The sequence below is a fragment of the Rhodoferax sp. genome (assembly GCF_023700745.1).
Taxonomy (GTDB): domain Bacteria; phylum Pseudomonadota; class Gammaproteobacteria; order Burkholderiales; family Burkholderiaceae_C; genus Rhodoferax.
Genome location: NZ_JAMPYG010000007.1, coordinates 69,621 through 83,268 on the forward strand (window position 1 = coordinate 69,621; position 13,648 = coordinate 83,268).

General features: G+C 64.3%; 1 protein-coding gene (running past one end of the window). It reads right to left on the minus strand.

Annotation, left to right across the window (positions count from 1 at the left end):
• A protein-coding gene (locus NDJ10_RS07890; protein ID WP_296160870.1) for an LEPR-XLL domain-containing protein crosses the window boundary here: on the minus strand, nucleotides 1–13,648 show its 3' end. The gene runs 28,280 nt beyond the window's last position; only the last 13,648 of its 41,928 coding nucleotides appear in the window; its start codon lies beyond the right edge, outside the window; it ends in the stop codon at nucleotides 1–3.

Sequence of the window (13,648 nt, forward strand, 5' to 3'; positions counted from 1 at the left end):
TCATACGATGGAATGCAGCGCGCTCAAAGGCGTTGTCAGCTTGGGCGCAACATTAATTTGAACCCGCAGGTTCGCGTTAGGGTTGCGCTGTGCCTCGGTACGGGCCAGATGGTTGACAAAGTCACTCTGCCATGCCGGTGCCCTGGCCGGGCTGGGCAGCACGATCAGGGGTGTCGGGTCGGCATGGAAGTTGGTCCAGTCGATCCTGGGGGCTGCGGGCAGGACGCCCGGGATGTCAGGTTCACTTCGCATCACATCCACCGGACGCATCACGCTCACAGGGTCAATTTGTGGAGCCAGGGGTGTAACCGCCGTGATCGACGTAGTAGCCGGGATCGTGCGGGTACCGGTGGCCAGTGTTTCCGACATCAGACCGGCTTCAAGGTGATCCATACCAGCGGCGTGTCCCAGTTCGTGTGCAATCACACTGAGCAGATCAACACGTCCGGCCGCCACACCGTTGGATGCCAGCAACATGCCATCCAGAGACTGGTACTCGCGATCATCACCGGGGGTGTGGTCAACAAACCAGCCGTGGCCGGCGGCATCGATGTCGATGGTGATCACGCCGTCCTCGTAGTGGCCCAATTCAGCGCCGTCCAGGTCATCAATGCGCACCGTCACATCAGCCAGCGCGGCCAGCAGGGCCGGGTCCTCAGTCAGGCTCAGGCGGCTCAGCGCTTCGTCCAGCAGCGCCTCGGCCTGGGCCGCGGTCACCCGCGCACCCTTGGCGTGCTCGGCCACCGACTCGGCCATCAGCGAGGCCGTCGTGGTCGTCGCGACCTTGAAGGCCGGGTCGTTGGTGCGGATCACAAAGTCGTCGAAGCTGGTCGTGCCGAGCCGGCTCATCAGGCCGAACCGGCCGTCGACCAGCACCGAGTTGAATCCGTAGGTTCCGACTAGTGCACCATTGAGGGAAATGCCAACCGAGGCGCCGTTGGTGGTCAGCTTCAGCGTGTAAGTGGTGCCCGCGTCGAGCGTGCGCGCCCAGCTCATATCGATCGCGATGCCACCCTTTGAGGTGACATGACCAACGACCACCCGGTCGCCCACAACGTCGATCGCCACGAACTTGTAGTCATTTGCCAAGTAGACGTCGAACGCAATGCCGGCCACCGATGACGTTGCCACCTTGGCCTGCAGTTCGAGGATCGAACTCGCCTGCAGTTCGGTGCCAAAATTGGCCAAGCTGAGTGCCGGCAAATCGCTGGCCGTAGCAGAGGCTTCATACTTGTCGCCCTTCACAGCCCAGCTTCCGGACTCGACCATGAAAGCGCCGACCGCATCCGCACTACTGAAGTCCTGCGTCACATCGAGCGTGAACGCGGGTGGCAGCACCTGAACCGCGAAGTTGTCCACGCTGGCCTTGCCGCTGTTGGTGCCAACTCCGACCAGGCCCCGGTTCAGCGGGATCGCCTGACCCATCTCGTCGAGCACCGGCGCAAAGGTGTAGCTGAACCAGTTCACCCCGGCCACCTGCACCGTCACATTCGTCCGGTTGACCGCCACCAGCACGTCGTACTGGGTACCGGGCTTCAGCTGCACCGGCTTGTTCGACTGAACGACCTGATGCCATCCCGTCGCATCCCGATACCCCATCTCGATCTTGTTGGTCGAGATGTTGATGCCGGCGTACTTGAAGTCCAGGTCCGACTGGTAGTCGAAGATGATGTAGGCATTGGACTTGAAGCCGCTTTGCGCCTTGTCAGCCGACAGTTTGGCCCGGACCTCGTAGTAGGTCGGCAGGTAGGCGTCCAGGTTGTAGAAGGCCGAGGCCTGCTGGCCGCTGGCAGCCGACATCTGCAAGCGTCCACTGGCCACGCTGAAGTTGCCCGTATCCCGGACAAACAGGTCCATCGAGGCGTTGTTGAAGTCCGAGCTGCGCAGCACGTCGCGTCGGCCGCCCGGCACATTGCCGGCTTGCGGGTCGGTCGGGCCGCCGGTCTGGTCCTGCCAGTAGCCGTGGTCCTGCTGAGTCACCAAGGCGATCTCGCCATCCAGGCCGCCTTGCATGAAGGTGACATTGGAATAGCGCTCGCTGTGATTCTGGGTGCCGGTATCAGTGTTCCGGGTAATGTCGCTGCCGTCGCCGTAGGCCTGCGCGTACAGGAAGTCGAACAGGTGCGGTGGCACCTGCCGGCTCACCGTGGCGATGCCAAAGGGCGCGAACGGCACGATGAAGCTGTTGAACTCGCCCACCCAGTCAATCAGTCTATCGCCCTTGGTGTTGCCGATCAGGATATCCAGACCGCCGCCGCCGAAGACGCGGTCTTCGTACACCCAGTGGGTGTCCGGCGTCTGATCGGTGGTGTGCAGGGGCAGCTGGCCCGGGTTGTTCGCCGGCGGGTTCGGATCGATCGTGCTGAGCACGTCGTCGCCGTTCATCAGGTCGTTGCCGAAGCCGCCGTAGATGTGGTCGCGGCCCGTGCCGCCGACGATCCAGTCGTTGCCCTGGTCGCCGAAGATCGCATCGTCGCCGTCACTCTGGCGGAATTCCGGATCGACGGTCGGATCGGGCGTCTGCCCATCGGGCTTGAAGGCCACGTAGCCGATGTGGCTCACGCCCTCGTCCGACTCCTGATTCAGGAAGTAGCGCAGCAGGGAGCCCTGGTTGTATGGATCGCTGAGGTCATAAACGTCCCCCTTCCAGACGACAGCTTCGCCACCCACGCCCTGCCCGTCGGCCCGGTCGAACAGGATGATCCGGCGCGGGTCGTACTCGTCATAGAGATAGAACTCGCCGGTCCGGCTCTGCACCGGCTTGGGCTCGTTCCAGTGCGGATCGCCGTCGCCAAACAGCAGCACGTTGCCCGGGTTGTAGGGCGAGTTGAAGTCGATTTTGATCAGGCCCAGCACGTCGACCGGGTTGCCGCTCGCATCCTCGCCCATCGAGACGATGCGGACCGAGTAGCTTTCCGCGAGCGCCTCGCCGCCTGCGATGGCGTCATTGCCGACGCCGCCGTGGATGAAGTCGCCGCCCAGGCCGCCGAAGATGATGTCGTCGGAGTAGGCTGCGTCGGCCGCGCCGGGTTCACCGCCCAACAGCGCAGTGTGGCTGGGTCCATAAGGCACCAGGTCGACCGACTTCTTGAGGCGGTCCTTGACGTTGATCAGTTCGGTCTGCACGCCGCCCGGGGTGCGGATCAGCTCGTTGAGCACGTCGCCCTGGCTGGTGCGCGTATCCGGGTCGCGGTCGAGCAGCGCCTCCACGGCGTAGAGGCTCTCAGCGTACTGACCGACCTCGTTGATGCCCTTGTTCCGGCTGGTGAAGATGCGCCCGTCGTCGCCCAGGAGACCGTCGATGCCGGTGCCGCCGGAGATCCAGTCGTGGCCCCAGCCACCGATGACGTCGTCGTCGTCGGCGTCGCCAAAGGCGATGTCGTTGCCGGCGGCGGCGTAGATGAAGTCGTCACCCGTCTCACCGTGGATCTCGTCGTTGCCGCCGATGTCCACCCGTACCCAGAAGTCCTCGCTGCACCCGTCGACCGACATGCGGTGATAGGTGATACCACTCCCCTCGTCCGTGTAGAACGGCTTGTCGTAGCCAACCGGAATGTCATCGTACTTGTCGGCGCTCAGGTACTGGTCGGGGTTGAAGCCGGGGCCGCCCGGCACGTAGTCGAGCAGGGTGATGCCGCGGACGATGATCCGCTCGGAACCCCGCTGTTCGACCGACGAATTCTGGTCGTAGTCGAACTCCAGGTACAGGTTGCTGACGATGACCCCGTCCGCATTTTTGGTGCCGCCGTCTACGCCGTTGATGCCCACCAGCCGGATGATGTTCGCGTTGTCGCCTGCAATCGCGTCCGAGTCGCGGCCATGGCGGTTCGCGTTGGGCGTGCCGTCGGTCAGCTCGGTCTGGTCGGAGCCGTACTGCGCAGTCGGGTCGGTGACGATGATGTCAGCCGGGTCTCCAGGTGCCACACCCGGATCGAAGCCGTTGTTGCGGCCGATCTGGACGCCAGTGCCGCCGAAGATGATGTCGCCGCTGTCGGGCCGCAGGTTTGCACCCGTCCACACGGCATTGAGCAGCATTGCGTGGTCATCGTCAAGGCTGAAGAAGTCGGACGAGCCGCCCACCAGGTCGTCCTGGCCAAGGCCGCCGAAGATGACGTCCTGACCGCCGCCGCCCTCGATGTAGTCCTCGCCATCGAAGGCCAGCTCTGTGGCCAGCGCTCCACGCACGGTCACCGTGTCCACCACGGTGAGCGGGCCGACCGGATCCTCCGGACCAATCGACTCGCGGGCGGCGCCCACATGGGCTTGCGCGTTCACCGCCGAGTCGATCGAGCCGTCGCCCTGGATCACGTCCAGGCCCAACTGGCCGAAGATCATGTCGTGGTCTGCACCGCCGGCGAGGTAGTCGTTGCCGAACGAGCCCACGCCCGCCAGCCCCATCGCGATGTCGAAGGTGTGGTACTGGGCGTAGTCGATCTCGTACTCCGACCACCATTGCGGCCCGGTCGGATCGCGGAAGGCGAGCGGGATCGGCTTGCCTTCCTCGTCGAGCGACACCAGCAGGACCCCACTGTCAAGCTCGCCCGGATACGGATACAACGGATCCGTAACGTAGCCCGCGGGCAGCACTCGGTCGGAGCGGCTGTACAGATAGGTACCGGCCAGCGTCTGGAAGCGCAGGTTCAGGATGTCGTTGAGCAGGTTGTTGTCGGCGCCGCCCATGCGGGTGAGTTCGACGTTGTCGCCGAAGATCAGGTCGTCGGCCTCACGCCCGTCGATCATGTCATGGCCGGCACCGCCGATGAGGACATCGGGGATGTCCGAGCCGTAGAGCACATCGTCGCCGCCGTTCTGCGGCTCGGCCGACACGATCGACAGGATGGTCGACAGCTCGGTCGTCTGGATCTTCTGCTTCAGCACGGGCGGCAGGTTCGGATCGTCGACATACTGCGTGATCACGCCGTGGTCGCCGAAGATCACATTCGGCAGGTCGGGGTTGGTGCTGCCGTTGCCGTCCAGGAAGTCCTGGCCCGCGATCATGTCGTCGCGCATCGGCGTGCCAACCTTGACCGGCTTGAAGGTCTGATCGCTCGCGCCGAGCGTCGGGTCGATGGTCGGTGCCGGGCTGGCATCGACAGTCGGGATCGTCAGCGCGCGCGTCAGGATGTTGACGTTGACACCGCTGTCGCCGTAGATGTGGTCGCTGCCGCCTTCACCAAAGATGGTGTCGTCGCCCGAGCCGCCCGCCAAGTGGTCACCCGCCTGGCTGCCGTAGATCAAGTCGTTGCCAGCGCCGCCGTAGGCCGTGAAGCCCACGCTGGGCAACGCGGTAATGGCCACACCAGCGAACAGGCCGCGCGCGTCGATGATGTCATGACCGGCATAGACGTAGGGGTTGGCCAGCGGGAACACCCACTCGTTGTCCTCGTTCTGGTCGTCGGGCAGGTGTGGGAACGGATCGAACGGCTTGGCGCCGAACTCTTGCCCGAGCCGATCGTAGCTGCGGCCCGAGTACCACGCGCCGTCCTGGCTGGTGTCGCCATAGACCACCAGCGGGCTGTTCGGGCCGGCCAGCACGCTGGTGGCGGGATCGGCATCTTCAGCCAGACCGATGACGAAGTGGTCGCCACCAATCTGCGGTCCGGAATCAAACTGCGTGTCGATGCGGTAGACCGTGATCAGGCTGCCTTCCTTGATGACGCAGTCCTGGATCGCGGCGCCTTTGAGCACCAGGTCGAGCGCAGTGACCGAGGCGACCGTGAAGCTGCCCGGCAAGCCTTCGATATAGACCACCTGACCGACGGTGAAGCCGTCAGTGAGCCAGCTACCATCGGCGCGGGTCAGCGTATCGACGAACAGGGTCGCCTCAATCTGGACTTCGACGCGTGTCGGTATCGAGCGATGCAGGTCGATGTCGGTGATCGTTGCGGCGCCGCCGAAGGCATCGCCCGACAGGATCAGGACCGCATCGGTGCCCCAGGTGGCAAATTCGCCATCGGGCGTGTCGACGCCAAAGTCACCGGTGTCGCCAAAGCCCAGTATCTCGCGCGTTTCGGTCTCGTCGCCAATCTGGATCAACTGTCCGATCACGTACCCGTCGTCCTGCCAGCTACGGCCATCCATACGGGTCAACACGTTGTCGCTGTCGACCGTCTTGGTCTCGTAATCGCCAATCGTCTGCACCGGCAGGTTGCCGCCGCCATGCACCACGGTCAGGCCGCCGTGCGGGCCCTGCACCCAGATGTTGCTGGTGACGCTGCTCGCGCTGGCGATCGGGGTGCCCAGCACCTCCATCGTGTTGCCATCGATCTTCAGCACGCGGTAGGTCGGCGCGTCGCCGAAGCTGCCTTCGGCCGTGAGGCTGCCGCCGATGTGGATCAGGTGGCCTTCCAGGAAGCCGTGGTCTTCCCAGTTCCCGCTGCGCGTCAGGATCGCGCCGGTGGTCGTGTAGGCCACGCTGTACGTGACGGATTCGAGCACCGGGGCATCGACCGCGACGATCTTGCGTTCGCCGGTGAAGTTCGACACGCCAAGCGACGTCTGCACCAGGCGCAGGATGGAGTTGTCGTTCGGATTGCGCAGCGGCACGCCGCCGACCATCACCACGTCGCCATTGCCGTCGCGATAAACATCGTCCTCGACCGACAGCACCGTCCACGTGCCCGTCAGGCCCTGGATCGTCACCGACTGGCCGGGCAGGAAGCCCTGCGCCTTCCAGTCGAAGCCGGCGCGGCGGATGCTGGCTGTGCCGTCGTAGGCGTCGCCCGACAGCGCGCCAGCGTTATAGAACTCGAACGTGTTCTGCGCCGACACGAATGGCGCCGGATCGAGCGTGCCGTTGATGTCCATGTAGTCATTGCCCTGACCGAGCATCAGGTTGACCACCTCGATCGTGCTCTGGCTGCCATCGGTACCGACGCTGCTTGAGCCGTAGTTCACCTTGCCGAAGCTGATGCCGCCCGGGATGGTGATCATGCCAGAGCCTTCGGCGGCTTCGCCGAACAGCGGGCCGGAGAGGTTCTTGAACACCAGGTCCTCAGCCATGCCGAAGCCGCGCAGCGTCGTTTGATCCATCACACCGCTGGTGTCGGCCTGGCTCGAATCGTTGAAGATGTTCAGCACGTCGATCTGCTGGCTTTCGGGCGGCTGCGCGCCAATCGCGATCAGGAAGCCGTCTTTTTCGCCCGGCAGCTTGACGCCGTTGGTCAGCGAGCGGTCGGCCCCCGCCGGGCCGCCTTCGACGGCCAGCGGGCCGCGCAGCTTGGACAGCAGATGCGTGGAGACCGGGAAGATCTTCACGCCGTCGCGCATTGGCGGAACGATGTAGTCCACGTCGGCCGCCAGCTCGACGGTCTGCTGTTTGTACCAGGCATCGCTTGCCGACTCGTCGCCGCCGCTGAAGGTGACGGTTGGCGCAATGCGCACCACCGTCACGTTGTGCGAGCCTGTGCCGAGCCATGTGGCATCCAGGTCGGACTCCGTGCCGTCGATCGTCACATGGATCAACTGCAGCTTGGCGTCCTGGCTGTCGTTGTCGCCACGGATCAACTGGATCTTGGCCTCAATGTTGCGCGTGCCCTCGCCATCCGGACTGTCTGTGTTGACAATCCGAACCCACATGCCTTCCAGGAAGCCCTCGGCCAGCCAGCCTTGCTGTGCACCGGTCAATCCCCGGTCAATGAACTGGCCCGGGAAGCTGTTGATGTCGGTCACTTCGCCGAACGACACCGTGCCTGCGAAGATGGTCTTCTCGGTCAGGTCGCTCAGCACGATCGGGTCGGCGGTCTCGCCCTCTTCGGCCCACGAACCCGTCGCCGTCAGCACGATGGTCTGGCCATCGGCCGAGACCGACAGGATCTGGTAGTCGCCGTCGTTGTTGACCAGGTTGCTGACTGCAACAGCCTCGGTCGTCGTGCCGGTTGTCGCCCAAGGATTGGCCACCAGCGCCGTGAGCTTGATCTCAAGCGCGTCGACCGAGAGGACCTCGTAGTCGCCGTCGTTGCCAGAGAACCCACCCGTGGCGTCGATGCGGATCTTCTGCCCGACGGCAAAGCCATCGGCGACGAAGTCTCCTGCGGTGCGTGCCAACATCAAGTTGGCGCCGTCGTCACCGAAGGTCAGCGGGGCGCTGAAGAGCTCGTCGGCCACGTAGCTGCCGCCGAGGCGGATGCGCTGGCCTTCCACCGGCACGAATTCGCTCAGGCTCACGGCCGTGGCGGTTGCGCCCGGCGTGGCCCAGGTGCCGGTTTGGCTCAGCACGATCTGGTTCGCGCTGATGGACAGCACGGTGTAGTCGTCGTTGTTGGCATCGAAGTTGCCGGTCGACAGTGCGTCGACGCGGATCTTGTCGCCGATGCCGAAGCCGAGCGCGCCCAGGTCCGTGGCATTCAGGGCCAGGTTGCCGCCCGAAGTGCCGAAGCTCAGCACGCCGCTGAACACCTCGTTCGCGGCCTCGCTCACGCCAGAGAAGCCTTCGTCGATGAAGTTGCCGAGATCCGAGCCTTCGCCGCGCGTGATTGTCATGTGGCCGCCTTCGGTGCCGAACACGACCTTGCCGTTGAACATCTGCGTGGCCTGCAGCCCGCCGATCACCGCGTAGTCTTCCGGCGTGATGTCGACGCTGCCAATCTTGACCACATCGGCCAGGCCGTCGGTCAGCACGGCTACCCGCACCTCGTCACCCGGCTCGCGGGTCAGGCGGATGGTGTAAGTGTCGTTCTGGCCCGACGGTGCCGGGATCAGTTGCGTGCCGGTGCCGCTTTCCAACACCACGGCGCCGGAGGTCTCGTTGTCGACCACCTCGATGTCCAGCAGTTGCAGGCCGGAACGCAGGTTGGGGAACACATAGCTGGCATCGGTTGTGTCAGCGTTCCGTTCGAACTCGACCACGGCAATCTGCGCGTCTTCGCGCACGAAGTCATCGCGCGCCTGGACGCCGACGCGGATCGGGTCTTTCCAGTTGGCGTCGGTGAACGTCACCTGGCCGACCACCACGCGGTCGTTGACCGCGTCGTAGATCGGGCTGGCGAAAATATTCAGACGGCTGTCGGTGGCAATGTTGTAGAACTGGATCGCCTTGTCGGCAAAGTCGTTCAGCACGATGTCGACAACCACCGTCTTGTCGGTGGCCGGCGCCTTGGCCAGCGTGAGCTGGATCTCGTCGGTCAGCTGCGTCGTGCCGCTGCCCTCGACCACCAACGTGCGACCGTCGTCGTTGCCGGCTGCATCGACCTCCTTGACGAACATGCCAGGGGTGTCGTTGTCGCGCACCGACACCTCGACGTTGCGCACGTCGATGGCGTCGTACTTGTCCACATTCGAGATCACCGAGTGCTGGATCACCGTGACGCGCTCGCCTTCGGAGCGCGTGTCGTCCGGCGCGAACACATAGACCTTCTGCTCGCTGTTCCAGTTGCTGGCGTCGAACTTGAGCGTGATCGCGTTGTTCGAGACCCAGACGTCCTGGCCATTGACCACAATCTTGTGCATGAAGCCGTCGTCGGCCTTCGTCTGCAGGCCCGCGTAGTTATTGAGCTGGGCACCGGCCAGACCACTGGTCGACAGCCAAATCGACTCGCCCTTGCCGTTGGAAAGCGGTGTCGGATTGACGAGCGTGTCGTCCTGTTCCTCCTGCGGCGAGCGCGCGGCAGAGACCGTCACGTAGACCACGTCGGTTCCGGTCAGTGCTTCGGCCAGGCGCACCGTGTAGAAGTCGGCGTACTGTTTGGTCAGATCCGACACTTCACCTACCACCGTTCGGCCTTTACTCGCCGTATCGGCCTCTTCGTTGATGACCACGAGACCTTCGCCATTGCGCGCCACGTTGTAGTCGAAGCCGTCGGCGACCAGCCCGTTGTAGAGCGGGTCAAGCGAAGTGACCAGGTGGTCGACCGCGCCCGAGGCACCTTCGAGTTCGCGCGTGATGATGTCTTCGACCACGTCGCCGCCGACGTTGATGGTGTCGGAACCCAGGCCGCCGATGACGCGGTAGGACACGCCAAAGGCGGTGGAGAGCACGAAGAATTCGTCGTCGCCCTCCAGACCGTCGACTTCCACCACCTCAACGTTGCTGTAGCGCACGTTCAGGCCGGCGCCGAAGATGCCGTCCTTGCGGATCACGATGTCGTCGGCAAATTCGGTGCCCAGGATCACCAGCTTGTCGAATCCGGTACCGCCGTCCACCGAAACCGGCGCATTGACGTTGTAGCGCACCTCGTCCTGCCCGCCGCCGGTGCGGATGTCAGGCGCCTGCGCCACCGAGAATCCTAGCCCGATCTGTGGCACGGCGACACCGTCCGGATCGAGCACGATCTCGTCGTCGGTCACGGTCGCGGTCAGATTGAGGTCAAGGTAGTTGATGCCGCCGTCGTCGTTGATGTCGAACTGCGTGACGCCGTCGACGGCCAGCTGGGCTTGCAGGTCGGACTTCCAAGTGGCAAAGCTGTACCCCGTGCGTCCGATGTAGAGCGGGAGACTCGTCTGCGTCAGGGCCGTGAGCGATGCCGCCACCGTCAGGTCGTCACCGCCTTCGACGCCGTTGACGCCGAACTGGATCGTCTGCAGCGCCTTCATGACCTGCACGCCCGCGTCGAGGTCCTTGGCGTCGATCGTGCCGTCGCCGTTGAAGTCAAAGTCGGTCGTCGCGGCGAGCGCGAAGGCGCGCACAATGAACAGATCGTTGTCGTCGTCTCCCTCCAGGCGCAGTTCGGCCTGGTTGGAGTAGACGCGGAAGGTGTCGTTGCCGCTGCCGCCCTGCGCCACCAGCGGCGCCGAGATGCCCTGCGACAGCCAGCCGCGCGTGGTCGCCACCAGTTCGGGGAAGACGTCCTGCGCCAGCAGGTTGCCGTCACCGATGTTGCGCTTCTCGCCGAAGATCTGGCCGATCTGGAACGAGTCGTCGCCTTCGCCGCCGTCGAGCGTGGTGATCACGGTCGTGTCGTCGGTGAAGAAGGCGTCGTTGCCGCCGCGCCCTTCGACCATCAGCCGGCCGTTGATGCCGGTGTCGTAGTTGATGCGCTGGACCTCGGCGCTGTCCTCATTGAACTGCACCACGTCCTGGTAGGCGCCCAGGCTGCCGTGCAGCAGGGCCACATAACCGGGCCGGTCGGCCGTCTCATTGGGCAGGTAGGATGCCGCGCGCAGCAGAAAGATGTCGTCGGTGGTGTACGGGTTGCCGTTGCCGTCGAGTCCAGACTGCGGGCTGTCCAGCCCATAGATCGTCAGTTCGTCGACGCCGTCGTGTTCACCGCCGGTGTCGAGCACGTTGATGATGTAGTTGCGGTCGTCCACGCCGTTGGAGCCGAGCGTAAAGACCTCATAGGTGTCGGTGTCGGCCTGGCCATCGAGCGTCAGCGTGTGCTCGGCGTTCTGGCGCTCCATGTCGGTGAGATCCGGCCCATAGCCGCTGCCATCGGGATTGCTCAGCATCGACGGCGAAGTGACCGTCGCGGTGTCCTGCAGGAAGAAGACCTTGAAGCGGTCCTCGCCGTCGTTGTCGGTCGGCAGGACCGATGTCGTCTGCGAACCATGGGCCCGCGTCTTCGAACCCAGGAAGATGTAGCCGTCGCTGTTCTGCCCCGTGCCGCCGGCGCTGCCGGTGGTGTCGCCGAACTGGATGGTATCGACATCGTCGTTGCCGAAGATGCGGGTGATCACGCTGCCCGGTGCGCTGTAGGTCGGCGCTGCCGTGCCCATGGCCGGGTCGTCGATCTGGTTGCCCGCCGTGACGGTCGCATTCGCAATGATGCGGCCACGCAGGATCATGTTCGTGCCGTAATGCACATCCGGGTCGCCGTCGGACCCATCGACGACGCCGTCACCGTTGGTGTCGCCTAACAAGCCGTCGACAGCACTGGCGTCACCGTAGATGTCGATCGTGCTCTTGGCCAGCACGTCGGCGTTGGCGTCGAATTCAATGTCGTCGCCCACGTACAGGGTGACCGAACCGCCTTCGGCAAAGATCGTGCCGTGACCGATGATGCGCTCGGCATCGGCCTGCTCGCCCGGCAGCCGGCTGATGCTCTCCGCAAAGCGCGCGCTGCCGTGGTCGATCAGCTCCAGATCCTCGTCGTGATCGCTGCTGTCACGCACCGTCAGGCGAATGTTGCCGGTGTAGTTGTGCGCAAGCACCAGCCGCAGTTCCTGATCGGTCTCGCTCAGGTAGATGCCGGCCGTGGCTTCCAGGGCCACGTCGTCGCCGGCGGCATTGAGCCCGGCTGCAGCCGAACCGCGGCGCGAGTCGATCTCGAGGTCGTTGCCGGTTGCGCCGATGTCGGCACCCGCGCCGTTGGCGTCGAGGTCGATGGACCGGCCGAGCACGTCGGCCGCCGTGTCGTCCTCGCCGTCAAGGATCGAGCCGGCCACCGTGCGCAGCGATACGTTCTCGAGCGAATGCACGGTTGCGACCGGCAGCTTGCCGGTCAGTTCGTCGATGAAGATGCCGTCGTGCGTTGCCGCGCTTGCGTTGTTGTCGTAGGCATACAGCATTCCCGACGTCACCGCATTGGTGCGGTCGACGTTGATTTCCAGGAAGTCGTCGGCCGCGCCGATGCCGCCGGCTGTCTGCGGCGTCTCGCCGACGTTGGCGCCCGAGTACAGATAAATGTTTACGCCCGACACGTCGACGGTCGCCGCGGCGCCGACATCGGTGTCGGCGTCGATGATGCGGCCACCCGCATACAGGGTCACGTCGGCCCCGGTGGAGTTGATGTGACCGACCAGCATGTCGCCCGCCAGCTCGGTCGCCGTGATCCAGCCATTGGTGGTCAGCCAGATCTGTTCGACCTCGCTGTCGGGCTGTTTTCCGGCCCAATCGACGTCGGTATTGATCAGGAAGTTGATCGTGGTATCGGGCGTGTCGTTGTCCACCACGGAGCCATAGAGCGCAACGCTGCCGATCGACGTGGTGCGGTAGGTCTTGTTCTCGTCGCCGGTGTAGCTGTCGGTGCCGTTGACATGGCCGATGTTGATGTCGTCGCCGGCACGCACCTCGGTGAAGGTGTAGCTGGAATCCACTTCCGTGAAGGTCGTGCCCAGGCTGCGGCGCACAAAGTTGTAGAGCGAAATGCCGGTCACGTCGGGGTGGAAGTGATCGTAGTATTCGCCCGAATACGCCTGCTTGGTGGTCAGGTTCACCAGCGGGTAATAGGTGCTGACCTGCACACCATCGATATCGGACAGGTTGTCGCCGGCACGGGAGTCATTGATCACCACGTCGACGTCATCGCCGGCCGTGATCTTGTCGATGGTCACCGTGAGGAAGGTGGCCGCCGAGGCCAGCGAGCGGTCGCTGAATGCGATGTCAAGCACGGCGTCGCTGCCGGCCTCTGCATTGAGATGGACCTGCCGCAGGGTTGGCGTCTGGTGCGCCTCTACCGCATGCGTGATGCGGATCAGCTCGACCTCCAAGGCCTTGCGAACGCCGCCCGTCGCGTTCTGATTGCCGATGTCACCCGTGGCCACCACGTCAAGCGTGTTGGTGCGGATCAAGCCTTCATCGTAGGCGTGGCCGCTGAGCGGGTGGGTATCCAGGAACAGGTCGCCATACTCGACCGCACTTTGTTGTGCCACCAGCGCCGCTTCGTCGACACGGATGTTGCCGCGTTCGTTGGTGATGGTCGTGAAGCCCAGCGTGTTCTCGATGCCACGGTACAGCAGGATGTCGCTGTCGGGCACGCCGTTGCCAGCCAGG